Below are 14,736 nucleotides of genomic sequence, written 5' to 3'. Positions count from 1 at the left end.
GGGTGGCCGCATGACGACCCGGTGGCTCTTCGGCGACCAGCTCGGCCGGCACTTCGCCGACGACCACCGCGGCCCGCTGCTCATGGTCGAGGCGCTGTCGGTCTTCAAGCGGCGTCGCTTCCATCGCGCCAAGGCGCACCTCGTGCTGAGCGCGATGCGGCACCGCGCCGCCGACTTCGGGGACCGGCTGGCGTACGTCCGGGCGGAGACGTACGCCGAGGTGGTGCGCGACCTCGATGACGTCGAGGTCGTGCACCCGACGTCGTACGCCGCGCTCGGTCTGGTCGAGCGGCTCGGCTGCACGGTGCTGCCGCCGCGGGGGTTCGCGACGGCCCGCGAGGACTTCGAGCGGTGGGCCGAGGGCCGGCGCGGCAAGCGCCTGGTGATGGAGGACTTCTACCGGCGCGCGCGGGTCGCGCACGGGGTGCTCATGGACGACGGCGAGCCGGCCGGCGGCCAGTGGAACTTCGACCACGACAACCGCGAGCCCCCGCCGAAGGGCGCCGCGACGCTCGGCGTCACCGAGCCGTGGTGGCCGAGCGAGGATGACATCGACGCGCAGGTCCGCGAGGACCTTGATCGGTGGGAGCGCGACGGTGACGTGTCGTTCATCGGCCGCGACGGACCGCGCATCTTCAGCGCGACGAGGCGCGAGGCGCTGGCGGCGCTGGACCACTTCGTCGAGCACCGGCTGCCGGAGTTCGGCGCCCACGAGGACGCGATCCTCGAGGGCGACCCGTGGATGGCGCACAGCCTGATCAGTGCGCCGATGAACCTCGGTCTGCTCGATCCGCTCGAGGTCGTCGAGCGCGCGGAGACGGCGTACCGCAGCGGTGGCGCGCCGATCGCGAGCGTCGAGGGGTTCGTGCGGCAGGTGATCGGCTGGCGCGACTACGTCTGGCACACCTACTGGCACCAGGGCGACGCGTACCGCCGCGAGAACGCGCTCGGCGCGCGGGAGCAGATGCCGAAGTGGTTCACGGATCTCGACGCCGACGCGACGGACGCCCGCTGCGTCTCGCACGCCCTCGGCCAGGTCGCGGAGCACGGCTGGGTGCACCACATCCCGCGGCTGATGGTGCTGGGGTCGTACGCCCTGCAGCGCGGGTGGTCGCCGACGCAGGTGACCGACTGGTTCCACCGCGCGTTCGTCGACGGGTACGACTGGGTGATGGTGCCCAACATCGTCGGGATGTCGCAGCACGCGGACGGCGGCGTGATGATGACGAAGCCGTACACGTCCGGCGGTGCGTACATCAACACGATGAGCGACCACTGCGGGTCGTGCCGCTTCAACCCGAAGGTGCGGGTGGGGGAGGACGCGTGTCCGTTCACCGCCGGCTACTGGTGGTTCCTCGACCGGCACCGGGAGACGTTCGCCGGCAACCACCGGATGTCGCGCGCGGTCAACGGGCTCGACCGGCTCAAGGACCTCGACGAGCTGGTGGCGCAGGAGGACGCACGCGGCAACCGCGCACCGTAGGTCAGCCGCCGCAGGGCAGGGAGCCCAGTCGGGCCAGACCCTCGCGGTCGCCGGGGCCGAATGAGACCTGGCCGATGTTGTTCGCGAACATCAGCTCCATCGGCTCGCTGACGTGCGCGAGGCCGACGACATGGGCGAGCTCGTGGAGCACGATCGCCTCGAGGACGCGCGGTTGCTGCGCGACGGCGGTCGGGGTGAACGCCTCGACATCGAGGACCACGCCGCCGCTGACGTAGTGCACCCGGCCGTTGCTTCCCTGCTCGGCCACGGCGCCGCCGACACCCGCGACCTGCCCGGCGAGGTCGGCGTACTCCGTCGGGTCAGCCCAGCCGATGACGACGGGGTCGGGCCGGCCGAACAGCTTGACGCCGCCGGGGAACGGCCGCCTGTCTGTGTCCCCCTCGTCGTCGAACGACAGCCCGGTCGCCTCGCTGACGCGGGTGATGGCACGGTCGATCAGCTCACGGCCGCCTGGCGGTTCGCCGGCAGGGTTCACCCGGTAGCGGATCTCCTCGCACGGGTCCCAGCCCACCGGGTCGGTGCCGGCTCCCGGCTGGGTCATCGCGTAGGTGAACGTGCCGCCCGCGCGTACGACGGCGGGCGCGGGCAGCGGCCGCTCTGCGCCGAGGCCGATCGCCCTGCGGACCGTCGCGAACTGCTCGGACGGGTGCCACGCCACCACGGCAGCGAGCATCGCGGCCGTCGCGATGACGGTCAGCCAGGTGGAGGTACGCCGGGGCACCCGTTGATTCTCGGGTGTCCGCGGGCGTGCGTCAGCGGTCTAGCGGATCTAGTCAGCGACGGGGCAGCGCTGGCAGCATCGGTCCGTCAGCGGAGCGGCCGCTGCCGACGGGGTCGAGGGATGCCATGAGGGGACGGTTGGCGCGCCGGCTGCAGCACGTGTTCGTCTCCCCGGTGCTGCGCCGCATCGGCTTCCACGCGCAGCGGCTCACCGCCGGCATCGAGCGCGGCTTCTTCCTCCGCCTGATGCTCGGGCTGTTCGCCGTGGTCGCGGTCGCGTCGGTCGTCGTCACCGCGATCGAGGGTCAGCGTGACTCGGTCGGAACCGTCGCCGAGTCGTTCGGCGCGACCTTCTACTGGGGCGTCACGACGGTGATGGGTGCGGGCGACGCGTCGTACGTCACGTCCGTGGCCGGGTATCTCGTGAGCTGGCTGCTCGTGCTCTTCGGCGTCGCCATCGTCGCCACAATCACCGGTGCGCTCGTGGGCTTCGTCATCGACTTCCTGCTGAAAGAAGGTCAGGGCATGGGTGCATCGGGCTACCGCGACCACATCGTGGTGTGCGGGTGGAACTCCACCGCACGGGAACTGATCACCGAGCTGTCCACCGACGAGTACACGCCCAAGGTCGTCGTGGTGCACAGCTCCGACAAGAACCCGGCCGGGTCGCTCGCCTACTTCGTCAGCGGCGACTGCACCAACGCCGACGACCTCCGGAGGGCCGGGATCGAGGAGGCGATGGCGGCGATCGTCTGTCCTGCGGACGCCAGCAATGACGCCGACATGCGCTCGATCCTGACGGTGATGGCGATCGAGACGATCGCTCCCCAGGTGCGCACGGTGGTCGAGGCGAACAACCCTGCGCACGTCGAGCACTTCAAGCGGGCTCGCGCCGACGAGATCGTCGTGACGTCGCGCATCGCCTCACGGCTGCTCGCCCGGTCGTCGCTCTACCCCGGGATCGCGGGCATCGTCACCGACATCGTGTCCGGCGGCGAGGGGTCCGAGCTCTACCGCGTCTCCCTCCCGGAGGACTACATCGGCCTGTCGATCGACGAGCTGTCCTCGCGGATGCGGAGCGACCACAACGCGACCCTCCTCGCGGTCGGCCGTGACGACGCGTCCTTCGTCAACCCCGGCCCCGACTTCCGCCTCCAGCCCGGGGACGACGCCGTCGTCGTCGCCGAGTCCCTCGGCACACTCGCGCCGCTGAAGGTCGACAACGGCTGAACGCTGCGACAGTGGAGCACCGCGCCGCTAGGTCCGTCCTGGGGCTCGGCTGTTGCCCAAGGGCCGTGAGGAGGTGGCCTAGTCTGCGGCCGGCAGGAGACCGAGCTCCGCGGCCACGTGCGTAAGCGCCGGCCCCAGGCGCAGCAAGAGCGCTGCGCCCTCGGGTGGGAACGGGATCGCCTCCACGAAACCGAGACCGATGAGGTCCTGCTCGGCGGGCTCGGCGATCACGAACTCGTCCTCCAACCAGTCGACGACATCGCCTACCCCCTCGGGATCGGCGTCGAGGGCCTTGTGGGCCCACCGCGCGACGTCCGCCAGGAAGAGGTAGGGCAGCAGCTCGCCCTCCTGATCGGCGAGGTGCTCGTCCATCATCGCCTGGAGGTCGGGGAAGTCCGAGACGAGTCGACGTACGAGGTCCTGCGACGTGGTCATGACTGGAGTGCCTTTCGGATCTCGTCTGCCAGCTCGCGTGCAATATCGGTCAGACTTGGACGCGTCTGGATGCAGTGCTCACCAGCGCTCCAACACGCATCGTCGCCGCCGAGTCCCTCGGCGGTGTTCTCAGCGGCGCCCGCGGGTCAGGGAGTGTGATCAGGAAGCTGCGCTGGTGGAGAGGAACGAGCGCATCTGGTCACGGATGTCCTTGAGCCATGCTCGGTACGCGTCATCCGTCTCGCCGGCGTAGTACTGGCAGCCCCACTCCTCCAGTTGAGCATCCAGCCCTCCCTCGGGCAGGTCTACCTCGAGGAGCGCGCCGATCTGGTCGACCGTCGCCATGACCAGTTCACGCCGCTCGCGGAGAAACGCGGAGACGGTGTCGGACACGAGTCCACCGTCGATGTCCCAGTCCTGGTGGAAGTAGGCACCCATCAGATACTTCACGGCTTCCATGGTCGATCCTCCTCAATCGGGGAACGCTGTCAGTATGCGCCAACCTGATCGAGCGCGGCTGTCGGGCAACAAGACAACTCTGATGCCGGTCGGCGTATGAACTATTCCGTCTCGCCCCATCGTTGTTCCGGTCCGCTGCGCCAGGTCCTCGATGAGAGTGAGGCGGTGCGTCGGGTCCAGCAGCCACGTTTCAATCTCCTCGGCCCGCCGCTCGAGCGTCAACGCGATGAGGCGTTCGGCGCTCTGCTGGTCATCGAAGGTCGAAGCGAGAGGCATGCCTGGCCGTAGGTTCAACCGTTGCGTCAACTCGTCCAACGTCCTTCCGACGTGCCGTTCGATGGTGTGTCCAGGAGGCACCTCGTGCGACCGGAGCCAGCCGGGCTTGCGTGGCACCCATGCTGACGGGTTGACGGCCCCCACCTCATCTCGCACGGGCACCCGGACGAACTTCTCCACACGCGTCCGCACCACCGCGAGCTCGTCGCGGACCCGCTCGAGCCGGGCCGCGGTCGCGGCGACGCCGGCGCGGAGCGAGACGAGCAGGGCGTAGAACCGAGGGGCTTGGGAGCGCACGCGGGCAGCCGCGGCAACTGCAGTCGCACCGCCGCCGAGACCGCCGGTGAGACCGGTGACGATCACCGAGATGGCCGCTCCCTCCACGATCATCTGCGCGACCTCGCCCAACAGCTCGCGGGTGCGGTCGCGGGTCTCCTCGACCGCGTCGGCGTACTCCTCACACGCGTCGGCGAGGTGGGACAGCTGCCAGGCGGTGTCGCCGATGAGGCGGGTGAGCTCGCCGAGGGCATCGACCGCGTACGGGACCTCGGGGGAGCGCTGCCCCTCGATCAGCGCGACCGCCATGTCGACGTGGTCAGCAAGACCTGCGGTGGAGGCGGCAGCTCGGCGCCAGGCGTCGCCGGCTGCGCGCAGGCGTTCGACGTCGGCACCGGGCCAGACGAAGCCCTCGACCTGGTCGAGGATCCAGGCGTCGACGACGCCGAGCGACGGTTCCTGGTGTCCGAGGCTCGTCGGAGGAGACGCCGGTCGTACGCGGACGAAGGCCGAGTCGTCGAGGTCGCCGCCTGCATGGCCGAGGACGGCGATCCCGCCAGCGCCGACCTCGGCCGAGGCGTGGTTGGCGCCGGTCGCGGTCAGGAGTCGACCCGCGCCGATGAAGGCGTGGGTGAGGTCCGCGAGCGCCGCCACGGCCTCGCGCGCGCCGGCGTCGTACGCCGCCGCGAAGCCGACGCTCGTCGCGTCGTTGCCCGCCATCCCGGCCGAGGCGCCGAGTCGCGCGGGGAGGGACTCGGTCAGCACGGCGCTGGTGTGGTTGGCGGTCAGGCAGGCGTCGGCCGCCCGGGTGAACCCGCCGCACTCCACAGTGATCCGCACACCGACCACCCTTGCCGGATCGCCGGGGCCCTCGCGACCCCCTCCGAGCAATCTGTGGAGGAGGCGATCGGGGTTCTCCACAGATCCGGATACCGGCGTTTTCGCCCTACCGGCGTGGGCAGGTGAGGGCGATGACCCATCACGACTTCATCGGCCGCATCCAGGTCCGGCCCGCACTCAACGACGCCGAGAGCGCGTTCCTCTTCGGCCTCCTCGACTCCGACGGCACCCTGCGCGGAACACCGACGGGTCGTGGGGACCCGACGGTGCCGTTCGCCCGGCTGGCGTGGGAAGTCTGTCCGGACGGCTGCTGCCTGAAGTGGAACGGCGAGGAGGACTCGAGGTGGATGGTCGACTCCCTCCGCTTCGTCCTCGACCACCTGCTCCGTCCCGGCGCGAAGGCGGAGGGGCATCAGAAGTTCGCGGAGTTCACGTTCGACCACGTGCTCAGTGGCGCCGTCCTGGGTCGCGGGCCTGGCGACCGAGTGGCGCGGTTCGTCGCGGTCGTCAACGACGAGGTGCACGGACTTCCCCTGCCGGAGCCCTGCGATGTCCCACAGCCACAGCCGCGGCCACTCGCCCAGCGCAGCCGGAAGAGGCCCGACAACGTCATCGTCTTCCGCCCGCGCCGCGCGTGAGCCGGCCGTGCGAGCATGCGTGGCATGGAGGAGCTCGTCGTACGCCGTGCCGGGTTCTCGCCGGTCAAGGGCATGCGCCACCTCGCCCTCGACCACATCGACCTCGATGAGCGCGGTCCTGTCGGGGATCGCGCGTACTGCCTTGTCGACCCGGCGCAGGGCCGCGTCCTGAGGACCGTCCAGCGCCCGTCGCTGATAGGCGTCGTCGCGCGGTCGTACGACGACGCGCTGGTGCTCACGCTGCCGAGCGGCGAGTCCGTCGACGGGCCTGCGACAACGAGCGGCGAGACCATCACGTGCGACTACTGGGGGAGGCAGGTCGACCTCGCGCTGACGGACGGACCGCACGCTGAATTGATGTCAGTTCACCTCGGCCAGGACGTACGTCTTGCGCGGTCGCCGCGGGGTGCCGTGGTCTTCGCCGATCCGATCACCCTCGTGACGACGGCCTCCCTCGACGCGCTGGACGAGGGCGAGCAGGCGGCACGCTTCCGGGCGACGCTGGTGGTGGAGACGGACGAGCCCTGGGTCGAGGACACGTGGCTGGGCCGGACGATGACCGTCGGCGTCGCGACGATCCGCATCGGCGGGCCGATCCCGCGGTGCGCGGTCATCGACCACCACCCGGAGACCGGCGCCAAGGACGCGCGGCTGCTGAAGGCCCTCACGCACAGCAGGCCGACCAACAAGGCCGGCGAGCCGATGTTCGGGGTCTACGCCACGGTCGTCACGCCGGGCAGGGTCGCCGTCACGCGCTGACCTGCCGCCACATCTCGACGTTGGCCGATGCCGCACGTGAGTAGGAGTCGTCCGCGGCGCCGGCGATCGCTCGCAACCCTGCGAGCGCAGTCACCATCGCGGCGCACCCGTCGCGCCAGGAGGCGTACGACAGCACTTGTGCATCGGCGGCACGCCCCGTCCAGTCGTCCTGCAGCCGGGTCTGCGCCTGGTCGATCTCGGCGGCGATGCCGACGAGGTCGCGCTGGCAGGCGGCCAGCTCGGCGAGCGCCGCGCGGAGTTCGCCGAGGTCGACGTCGAACGAGGTCATCGGAGCCGACCCTCGAGACGCTCGGACGAACCGCCGGCACCGTCATCAGCTGCGGCCAGACCGGCTCGCGCGAGGTCGAGCGCCTGGGTCGCGACCGCGAGCTCCTCGACCACGCCCGCCGTCGCCGCGCTCCACTCCTCCCACCGCGCGCGGAAGGCGTCGGCGGCGCTGCCACGCCAGGTGGCGAGGACGCCCTCGATCGACCGGTCGGCCCGGCGACGGCGTACGTCGAGGTCCTCGAGCCGTTCGCGCAGGGCGGCGGTCGTGGCGGCGTGGGCGGCAGGGTCGAGGGTGATCGTTCCCGAGAGGATCATGGGTCGATCGTGACCGGCCCAGAGCGCGAGCGGGAGCCCCGAACAGCAATCTGTGGAGAACCGGATCAGGCGAGCAGCGACGGCATCAGCGTGTCGACCCGCGCACTCAGCACCGCGAGGACGTCCTCGCGGGCCTCGCGCGGACCGGTCGCCCAGGAGAGCAGCGACTGGGCGAAGAGCCCGTCGAGCATGCCGTAGGTGGTCGAGGGATCGAGGGCAGCCGGTCGGCCAGCCAGGTCGGCGTAACGCGAGATGACCCGCCAGATCATCGCCTCGAGCTGGCCGTCGATCTCGAGGACCACCTCGCGCAGCGCCGGCTCGAACATCGACTGGTTGCGCAGGTCGTACCAGAGCTGGTGCATCGGACCCTCCTCGCGGATGGTCTCGGCGAGCTTGGCCGCGAAGCGCGACTGCAGCTCCTCTGCCGTCTCCGACGACGACACGATCTCGTCGTAGCGCGTCACGCAGGTGCGCTTGTAGTAGCGCACGCAGTAGGTGATCAGCTCCTCCTTGTTGGAGAAGTAGTAGTGCACGACCCCGTGCGAGTACGGCGAGTGCTGGGCGATCTCGCGCAGCGAGGTCTTGGCGTAGCCGAGCTGGCCGAGCGTCGTCAGCGCCGACTCGGCGAGCTGGTCGCGTCGGGTGTCGTGCTTGCTCACGCGCGCCGCCGCGGTCGCCACCGGGTCGGCGACGGAGGGAGCGGGAGGGACGGCCATGCCGTGATCCTAGCGGCACGAGCGGCCGTCTTGACAGTTGTCCAAAGATTTCCTTGACAGTCGTCAAGAATCGGGGCCAGTGTGAGCACCATCACCCGTCCGCACCCAGAGGAGCTCTCCGATGACTTCAATCGACCTGACCGGCCGCGTCGCCCTGGTGACGGGAGGTGCCCAGGGCCTGGGCGAGGGGATGGCCCGCGCCCTCGCCGGCGCCGGCGCCCGGGTGATGATCGCCGACGTCAACGAGGCCGGCGCCGACACGGCCGCGAGCCTCGGCGAGGGGCACGGCTACGTACGCCTCGACGTGACCGACGAGGCCGGCTGGGAGTCGGCGGTCGCCGCGACCGTCGACCAGCTCGGCGGCCTCGACGTGCTGGTCAACAACGCCGGTATCGAGATCTCCAGCCTGATCACCGAGGTCGAGCCCGACGACATCCGCAAGATGCTCGACGTCAACATCCTCGGCACCGCGCTCGGCCTCAAGCACGGCCTCCGCACCATGCGTCCCGACGGCGCCGCCGGCAAGGGCGGCTCGATCATCAACATCTCCTCGGTCGCCGCGACCATCGCGTTCCCCGCGATCTCGATCTACTCCGGCACAAAGTCGGCGGTGGACCGGATGACCCGCGTCGCCGCGATGGAGTCGGGCAAGCTCGGCTACGGCGTACGCGTCAACTGCATCTACCCCGGCCTGGTCCCGACGGCGATGGGCGCGGGCCTGGCCAACGACATGGCGAGCCTCGGCCTCTATGGCAGCCCCGAGGAGGCCGTCGGCGCCGTCATCGAGCTGACCCCGTCGGGCCGCCTCGGCGAGGTCGAGGACATGGCCGACGCCGTGGTCTTCCTCGCCTCCGACGCCTCGCGCTTCATCAACGGCGCCGGCATCCCCGTCGACGGCGGCATGGGCATGTGAGCTCCGCCCGCCCGTACGCCACCCACCCCGAACCCGAGAGAGAGCCCATGAGCGAGAAGAAGGTCGTCGTCTACGGAGCGTCCGGCTACACCGGCCGCCTGATCTGTGAGTACCTGCGCGAGTACAACGTGCCGTTCGTCGCGGCCGGGCGCAGCCAGGAGAAGCTCGAGTCGTCGCTGGCGCACAACGTCGCCGGCGTCGAGACCGCCGACTACGAGATCAAGACGGTGGACCACGACGTCGAGAGCCTGGCCGAGCTGTTCGACGGAGCCTCGGTCGTGTGCAACACGGTCGGTCCGTTCAGCACGCTCGGCCCGGTCGCGGTCGAGGCCGCGCTCAAGGCCGGTGTGCACTACACGGACACCACTGGCGAGCAGGACTGGCTGATGGCGTGCGACGACCAGTGGGGTGCGAAGTTCGCCGAGGCGGGCTTGCTGCTCGCGCCCGGAATCGCGCAGATGTACACCACCGGCGAGATCGCCGCCCAGCTCTGCCTCGACAAGCCGGGCCTCGACACCCTCGACATCGCCGTGTTCTGGGGCGGCTCCCCGACGATCGCCTCGACCGAGACGATCCTGGTCAACGCGGCGAACTCGGCCGCCCACTTCCTCGAGCAGAACGCGTACGTCCCCTTCGACCCCGCCCAGGGACTGACGCCGCTCGTCGTCCCCGGCCAGCACGAGCTCGCGCAGTCGCTGCCGTGGGGCGGGACGTCGCACCCGGTCTGGTTCAAGCGCGACCCGCGCGTCGCCAACTGCAAGGCGCAGGGCGGCGTCTTCAACGCGGCGCTGATGAACGGCGTGCCGCTCATCGTCGCCGGCGCCATCGAGGCCACCAAGGAGATGAACGAGGCGGACAGGGCGGCCGCGCTCACGGCGACAGCCCGCCAGGTGATGGACCAGATGCCGCCGCGCGAGAACCCGCGGGTCAACAAGTCGCTCGACTCGGTGCACGCCTCCGGACCGCTGGGCCGCGCGCACTGCGTGATCCACGGCAACTCCAACTACAAGCAGACCGGCCTCATGCAGGCGTACGCCGCCTACTCCCTGCTGCAGCAGCCGCCGCGCCGGGTCGGCTTCGCGTCGGGCTGCCAGGCGTTCGGGCACCACGAGCTCCTCGGGGTGCTGCGCTCGTTCGGCCTGGTCTCCTCGCCGGTGCTCACGACGCAGGACTGAGCCGGGACCGAGATGCTGCTGCACGACTACCTCGACAAGGGCGCGAGCCTCGGCGTCGACCGCCCCTGCCTGACCACCGACGGCACCACGTTGTCGTACGCCGACGTGGTGGGGCTGTCCCACGAGGTCGCGGCCGCGCTGCTCGGGCGCGGCCTCGGCGCGGGCGGTCGGGTCGCGATCCTCTCGGCCAACGACCCGGTCGCGTTCACGTGCGTCTTCGGGATCAGTCGGGCGGGTGGCGTGTGGTGCCCGATCAACCCGCGCAACGAGGCGGCGGAGAACCGCGAGCTGCTCGAGCTCTTCGGCGCCGAGGTCGTGCTCTACCAGTCGGGCTTCACGCCGCTCGTCGCCTCGATCCGCGACGAGCTGCCGGGGGTCCACACGTGGGTCTGCCTGGACAGCCCCGAAGAAGGAGCCGACGACGGATCCCTGTCCTGGCGGGACTTCCTCGCCAACGGATCGGGCGCGACCGTGCCCGGTCTCCGCGATCGCCCCGGTGCCGACGGACTCGCAATGCTCGTCGGCACCGGCGGCACGACCGGTCGACCCAAGGGCGTGATGCTCACGCCGACCAACCTCGAGACCATGACGGCGCTGACGCTGATGGGCTACCCGTTCGACGGCCCGCCGGTCTACCTCGCACTCGCGCCGCTCACGCACGCGGCCGGGGTGCTCTGCTTCCCGGTGCTGTCGCTCGGCGGCGAGGTCGTGATCATGCGCGCACCCGACGTCGGCGGCTTCCTGCGGCTCGTCGAGGAGCACCGCGTCACGCACACGTTCCTGCCGCCGACGCTCATCTACATGGTGCTCGGCAGCCCGTACCTCGAGTCGACTGACCTGAGCAGCCTGCAGTGCTTCTGGTACGGCGCGGCCCCGATGTCGGCGTCGCGGCTCGAGGAGGCACTCACCCGGATCGGGCCGGTCATGGCGCAGCTGTTCGGGCAGACCGAGGCGCCGATGATGATCTCGATGATGCCGCCCGCGGCCCACTTCCGGGCCGACGGCTCGGTGGCGACCGAGCGATTCACCAGCGCCGGTCGGCCCGCGCCGCTGGTCACGGTCGCGATCCTCGACGAGGACGACCGGCCGGTGGCGCCGGGGGAGCGAGGCGAGATCTGTGCGCGGTCGTCGCTGGTGATGGCCGGCTACTGGCAGAACCCCGAGGAGACCGCCCGCACCCTCCGCAACGGCTGGCTTCACACCGGCGACATCGGCTTCCTCGACGACGAGGGCTTCCTCCACATCGTCGACCGGGCCAAGGACATGATCATTACCGGCGGCTTCAACGTGTACTCGACCGAGGTCGAGCAGGCGGTGCTCGCGCACGAGGCCGTCCAGGACTGCGCGGTGATCGGGCGACCCGACGACAAGTGGGGCGAGCGCGTGGTGGTCGTCGTACAACCGCACCCCGGCGCGACGGTCGACCCCGACGAGCTGATCGCGTTCGTCAAGCAGCGCATCGGCTCGGTCAAGGCGCCCAAGGAGGTGCACGTCTGGGACGACCTGCCGCGCTCCAAGGTGGGCAAGGTGCTCAAGACGGAGATCAAGAGCGAGCTCTCGTCGTCGGTCTAGCGGTGTGTGCGAGGGTGGACCGACCACCCCCACCGCCATCTCGGAGGCACCTCTCGTGGACACCATGGACCCTGTCTACGGCTCCGGAACGCTGCTCCTCATCGCAGCGATCGCCGTCGCCGTCCTGCTCGTCCTCATCATCGTGCTGCGCCTGCACGCCTTCGTGGCGCTCGTGCTGGTCAGCCTCGGCACCGCGGTCGCCGCCGGCGTACCGGTCGCGGACGTGCCGACCATCTCGATCGCCGCCTTCGGCAGCACCCTCGGCACGGTCGCGCTGCTTGTCGGGCTCGGCGTGATGATCGGGCGGCTGCTCGAGGTGACCGGTGGCGCGCAGGTGCTGGCCGACACCCTCGTCAGCCGCTTCGGCGAGAAGCGCGCCCCGCTGGCGCTCGGCGTCGCGTCGCTGCTCTTCGGTCTCCCGATCTTCTTCGACGCCGGCCTGGTGGTCTTCCTCCCGATCATCTTCTCCGTCGCGAAGCGGTTCGGCGGATCCGTCCTGATGTACGCCCTGCCCGCCGCGGGTGCCTTCGCCGCGATGCACGCGATCGTCCCGCCGCACCCCGGTCCGGTCACCGCGGCCACCGAGCTCGGCGCCAGCATCGGCCTGACGCTCCTGGTGGGTGTGGTCATCGCCGTGATCGCCTGGGTCATCGGTGTGTACGTCGTCACGGTGACGTGGCTCGGCAAGGTGCACGTCCCCATCGACGACTCGGTGCTCACCGGTGGTCGGGAGGTCGAGGAGGGCGATCGGCCGGCGTTCGCCCACGTGCTGGGGATCCTGCTGCTGCCGCTGGTGCTGATCGGCGCCAACACCGTCCTTACGACCCTGCGCACCAATGAGTCGATCGCGGCCGAGGGCGGCCTCGTCGACGTCTTCGTGTTCATCGGCCAGACGCCCGTCGCGCTGCTCATCGCGCTGCTCGTCGCGACGTACACCCTCGCCATCAAGCGCCACTCGCGCGCGGAGATCGAGTCGTTGCTCAACGACGCGCTCGGCCCCATCTGCGCGATCATCCTCATCACCGGTGCCGGCGGCATGTTCGGCGGCGTGCTGCGCTACAGCGGCATCGGGGCGGCGCTCTCGGACTCGCTGGCCGACCTCGGCCTCCCGCTGATCGTCTCCGCGTTCGTCATCGCAACGATCCTGCGCGTCGCCCAGGGCTCGGCCACGGTCGCGCTCACCACGACGGCCGGACTGCTGTCCGCCGCCGTCGTGGAGGCCGACCCGTCGTCGCTGCAGAAGGTCGCACTCGTGCTCGCCATCGCCGCGGGCGCGACCGTGCTCTCCCACGTCAACGACTCCGGCTTCTGGCTGGTGGGCCGGTTCTTCGGGATGGACGTGAAGACGACGCTGCGCACCTGGACGGTGCTGGAGACGACGCTCGGCGTCACGATCTTCGTGCTCGCCCTGGGAGTCTGGGCGATCGGATGAATACCCCACGACGTTCTTCGTCTCCTCCGCTTCGCTCCTCCGCCGAACAACGCCGCGGGGACCCCGAATGACCGCGCTCCATCTGATTTTCATGGGTGTCTCCGGCTCGGGGAAGTCGACCATCGCCCGCGCCGTGCAGGAGCGGCTCGGCTGGGAGATGGCGGAGGGGGACGACTTCCACCCGCCCGAGAACGTCGCGAAGATGGCCGAGGGCACCCCGCTCACCGACGCGGACCGCTGGGGCTGGCTGGAGTCGCTTGCCGACTGGACCGCTGAGCGCGACGCGCACGACGAGCCGACGATCATCACGTGCAGCGCGCTGCGCCGGTCCTACCGTGACGTCCTGCGTCGCGGCGGCGAGGGCACCTTCTTCGTGCACGCCACCGGCGACAAGCACCTGATCCTCGACCGGATGAATGCCCGCGAGCACTTCATGCCGCCCAGCCTGCTCGAGTCGCAGCTCGACACCCTCGAGCCGCTCCAGCCCGACGAGTCGGGCATGGACGTGGACCCCGCCGAGTCGCTCGACCGGATCGTCGAGGACGTGCTGGCGCGCCTCGACCTCCGCTGACCACCTGTCGACTCGAGCGGACCTACGTCCGCTCGACGCACGGCATGCCGTGCGCCCAGCGTCCACGGCGTGCGACCAGTCAGTTGAGGACGACGATCCCGGCGTTGAGCGCGGTCGCGAAGCAGACCCAGGCGAGGTAGGGGACGAGCAGCCAGGCGGCGACCCGCGACCGGTGCCATGACCAGGCGATCAGCAGCGCGACCGAGGCCGCCAGGGCGACGATCTCACCCGCAGCGCCTGGACCGGCGGCGCCACCCGCGACTTCTCGACCAGCGCGATCGTGTAGAGGTCGGCCGCGAAGAACAGCGGCGTCCACGCCAGGTTGAGCAGCAGCTGCGCGACCCACAGCCACATCACCCGGTCCCAGCCGCCGGCCCGCCACAGGAGCCACCCGGCGACGCCGATCATCACGTAGAGCACCGACCACACCGGCCCGAAGAGCCAGGACGGCGGGGCGTACGCCGGCAGCTCGAGGGCGCGGTACGTCGCCTGCGAGCCGGCCGCGGCGAGCCCGCCGACGCCCGCCACTGCGGCGACCGCGACGATGAACGGCACGAGGGTCCACCACGGCCGGGTGGCCGGCTCGACGACGAGATCGCGAGAGGTCATGGCGTCCA

18 protein-coding genes are annotated in these 14,736 nt (G+C 70.5%); 9 read left to right on the top strand and 9 right to left on the bottom strand.

What is annotated here, in order from left to right:
• The first annotated feature begins 10 nt into the window (after positions 1–10).
• A complete protein-coding gene (locus tag EUA94_RS13190) occupies positions 11–1,483 on the top strand; it encodes a cryptochrome/photolyase family protein (RefSeq protein WP_129427344.1) in 1,473 nt (490 codons plus the stop codon).
• A 1-nt stretch (position 1,484) separates the two neighbouring features.
• Here the strand turns inward: EUA94_RS13190 and EUA94_RS13185 are convergent, their stop codons facing one another.
• Positions 1,485–2,225, bottom strand: a complete 741-nt coding sequence (locus EUA94_RS13185) for a matrixin family metalloprotease (RefSeq protein WP_129427343.1) — start codon at positions 2,223–2,225, stop codon at positions 1,485–1,487.
• A gap of 125 nt (positions 2,226–2,350) precedes the next feature.
• Between EUA94_RS13185 and EUA94_RS13180 the strand changes: the two genes are divergently transcribed.
• Entirely contained in the window at positions 2,351–3,454 is a 1,104-nt protein-coding gene (locus EUA94_RS13180; RefSeq protein ID WP_129427342.1) for a potassium channel family protein, read from the top strand.
• A gap of 78 nt (positions 3,455–3,532) precedes the next feature.
• On the opposite strand, the gene EUA94_RS13175 is transcribed toward EUA94_RS13180, so the two are convergent.
• From EUA94_RS13175 to EUA94_RS13165, 3 genes are all read right to left on the bottom strand, one after another.
• Entirely contained in the window at positions 3,533–3,889 is a 357-nt protein-coding gene (locus EUA94_RS13175) for a DUF7674 family protein (RefSeq protein ID WP_129427341.1), read from the bottom strand.
• A gap of 159 nt (positions 3,890–4,048) precedes the next feature.
• Positions 4,049–4,348, bottom strand: coding sequence for a contact-dependent growth inhibition system immunity protein (locus EUA94_RS13170; RefSeq protein WP_129427340.1), 300 nt, complete (start codon positions 4,346–4,348; stop codon positions 4,049–4,051).
• Positions 4,349–4,360: 12 nt separating this feature from the next.
• Positions 4,361–5,740 carry an RNase A-like domain-containing protein gene (locus tag EUA94_RS13165; protein ID WP_129427339.1) on the bottom strand — a complete coding sequence of 460 codons (1,380 nt, stop codon included), beginning with the start codon at positions 5,738–5,740 and terminating at the stop codon, positions 4,361–4,363.
• Between the two features lie 131 nt (positions 5,741–5,871).
• Here EUA94_RS13165 and EUA94_RS13160 point away from each other — a divergent pair, with 131 nt between their 5' ends.
• Both EUA94_RS13160 and EUA94_RS13155 read left to right on the top strand, forming a co-directional pair.
• Positions 5,872–6,378 carry a hypothetical protein gene (locus EUA94_RS13160; protein ID WP_129427338.1) on the top strand — a complete coding sequence of 169 codons (507 nt, stop codon included), beginning with the start codon at positions 5,872–5,874 and terminating at the stop codon, positions 6,376–6,378.
• 24 nt (positions 6,379–6,402) lie between these two features.
• Entirely contained in the window at positions 6,403–7,137 is a 735-nt protein-coding gene (locus EUA94_RS13155; protein ID WP_129427337.1) for an MOSC domain-containing protein, read from the top strand.
• Here EUA94_RS13155 and EUA94_RS13150 read toward each other — a convergent pair.
• From EUA94_RS13150 to EUA94_RS13140, 3 genes are all read right to left on the bottom strand, one after another.
• On the bottom strand, positions 7,127–7,426 hold the full coding sequence (locus tag EUA94_RS13150; RefSeq protein ID WP_129427336.1) for a WXG100 family type VII secretion target: 300 nt from the start codon (positions 7,424–7,426) through the stop codon (positions 7,127–7,129). The genes EUA94_RS13155 and EUA94_RS13150 overlap by 11 nt on opposite strands.
• A complete protein-coding gene (locus EUA94_RS13145; protein WP_129427335.1) occupies positions 7,423–7,740 on the bottom strand; it encodes a WXG100 family type VII secretion target in 318 nt (105 codons plus the stop codon). The genes EUA94_RS13150 and EUA94_RS13145 overlap by 4 nt, the downstream gene beginning before the upstream one ends.
• Before the next feature lie 65 nt (positions 7,741–7,805).
• On the bottom strand, positions 7,806–8,456 hold the full coding sequence (locus tag EUA94_RS13140; RefSeq protein WP_129427334.1) for a TetR/AcrR family transcriptional regulator: 651 nt from the start codon (positions 8,454–8,456) through the stop codon (positions 7,806–7,808).
• 121 nt (positions 8,457–8,577) lie between these two features.
• Between EUA94_RS13140 and EUA94_RS13135 the strand changes: the two genes are divergently transcribed.
• The 5 genes from EUA94_RS13135 to EUA94_RS13115 all read left to right on the top strand — a co-directional run bounded on the left by EUA94_RS13135 (position 8,578) and on the right by EUA94_RS13115 (position 14,119).
• Positions 8,578–9,369 (top strand): SDR family NAD(P)-dependent oxidoreductase, encoded by a 792-nt coding sequence (locus tag EUA94_RS13135; RefSeq protein WP_129427333.1) that lies wholly within the window; start codon positions 8,578–8,580, stop codon positions 9,367–9,369.
• A gap of 47 nt (positions 9,370–9,416) precedes the next feature.
• Positions 9,417–10,544 (top strand): DUF5938 domain-containing protein, encoded by a 1,128-nt coding sequence (locus tag EUA94_RS13130; RefSeq protein WP_129427332.1) that lies wholly within the window; start codon positions 9,417–9,419, stop codon positions 10,542–10,544.
• Between the two features lie 12 nt (positions 10,545–10,556).
• Positions 10,557–12,116, top strand: coding sequence for an AMP-binding protein (locus tag EUA94_RS13125; protein WP_129427331.1), 1,560 nt, complete (start codon positions 10,557–10,559; stop codon positions 12,114–12,116).
• A 64-nt stretch (positions 12,117–12,180) separates the two neighbouring features.
• Complete coding sequence (locus tag EUA94_RS13120; RefSeq protein ID WP_242494859.1) at positions 12,181–13,548, top strand: GntP family permease; 1,368 nt, start codon at positions 12,181–12,183, stop codon at positions 13,546–13,548.
• Between the two features lie 67 nt (positions 13,549–13,615).
• Positions 13,616–14,119: a gluconokinase gene (locus EUA94_RS13115; RefSeq protein WP_129427329.1), complete on the top strand. Its 504-nt coding sequence runs from the start codon at positions 13,616–13,618 to the stop codon at positions 14,117–14,119.
• 79 nt (positions 14,120–14,198) lie between these two features.
• On the opposite strand, the gene EUA94_RS23135 is transcribed toward EUA94_RS13115, so the two are convergent.
• Positions 14,199–14,309, bottom strand: coding sequence for a tryptophan-rich sensory protein (locus tag EUA94_RS23135; protein WP_422879901.1), 111 nt, complete (start codon positions 14,307–14,309; stop codon positions 14,199–14,201).
• Entirely contained in the window at positions 14,309–14,728 is a 420-nt protein-coding gene (locus EUA94_RS13110; RefSeq protein ID WP_242494856.1) for a TspO/MBR family protein, read from the bottom strand. The genes EUA94_RS23135 and EUA94_RS13110 overlap by 1 nt, the downstream gene beginning before the upstream one ends.
• Between the last annotated feature and the right edge of the window lie 8 nt (positions 14,729–14,736).

Source organism: Nocardioides zhouii (assembly GCF_004137345.1).
GTDB lineage: Bacteria > Actinomycetota > Actinomycetes > Propionibacteriales > Nocardioidaceae > Nocardioides > Nocardioides zhouii.
Note: the sequence above shows the minus strand (reverse complement) of the source record. Positions and strands in the feature narration are given on the sequence as shown.

Excerpts from the sequence above, each read along its gene's own strand:
- EUA94_RS13190 (WP_129427344.1), top strand. The coding sequence starts at position 11 with ATGACGACCCGGTGGCTCTTCGGCGACCAGCTCGGCCGGCACTTCGCC.
- EUA94_RS13180 (WP_129427342.1), top strand. The coding sequence starts at position 2,351 with ATGAGGGGACGGTTGGCGCGCCGGCTGCAGCACGTGTTCGTCTCCCCG.
- EUA94_RS13175 (WP_129427341.1), bottom strand. The coding sequence starts at position 3,889 with ATGACCACGTCGCAGGACCTCGTACGTCGACTCGTCTCGGACTTCCCC.
- EUA94_RS13170 (WP_129427340.1), bottom strand. The coding sequence starts at position 4,348 with ATGGAAGCCGTGAAGTATCTGATGGGTGCCTACTTCCACCAGGACTGG.
- EUA94_RS13160 (WP_129427338.1), top strand. The coding sequence starts at position 5,872 with ATGACCCATCACGACTTCATCGGCCGCATCCAGGTCCGGCCCGCACTC.
- EUA94_RS13155 (WP_129427337.1), top strand. The coding sequence starts at position 6,403 with ATGGAGGAGCTCGTCGTACGCCGTGCCGGGTTCTCGCCGGTCAAGGGC.
- EUA94_RS13150 (WP_129427336.1), bottom strand. The coding sequence starts at position 7,426 with ATGACCTCGTTCGACGTCGACCTCGGCGAACTCCGCGCGGCGCTCGCC.
- EUA94_RS13145 (WP_129427335.1), bottom strand. The coding sequence starts at position 7,740 with ATGATCCTCTCGGGAACGATCACCCTCGACCCTGCCGCCCACGCCGCC.
- EUA94_RS13140 (WP_129427334.1), bottom strand. The coding sequence starts at position 8,456 with ATGGCCGTCCCTCCCGCTCCCTCCGTCGCCGACCCGGTGGCGACCGCG.
- EUA94_RS13135 (WP_129427333.1), top strand. The coding sequence starts at position 8,578 with ATGACTTCAATCGACCTGACCGGCCGCGTCGCCCTGGTGACGGGAGGT.
- EUA94_RS13130 (WP_129427332.1), top strand. The coding sequence starts at position 9,417 with ATGAGCGAGAAGAAGGTCGTCGTCTACGGAGCGTCCGGCTACACCGGC.
- EUA94_RS13125 (WP_129427331.1), top strand. The coding sequence starts at position 10,557 with ATGCTGCTGCACGACTACCTCGACAAGGGCGCGAGCCTCGGCGTCGAC.
- EUA94_RS13120 (WP_242494859.1), top strand. The coding sequence starts at position 12,181 with ATGGACCCTGTCTACGGCTCCGGAACGCTGCTCCTCATCGCAGCGATC.
- EUA94_RS13115 (WP_129427329.1), top strand. The coding sequence starts at position 13,616 with ATGACCGCGCTCCATCTGATTTTCATGGGTGTCTCCGGCTCGGGGAAG.
- EUA94_RS13110 (WP_242494856.1), bottom strand. The coding sequence starts at position 14,728 with ATGACCTCTCGCGATCTCGTCGTCGAGCCGGCCACCCGGCCGTGGTGG.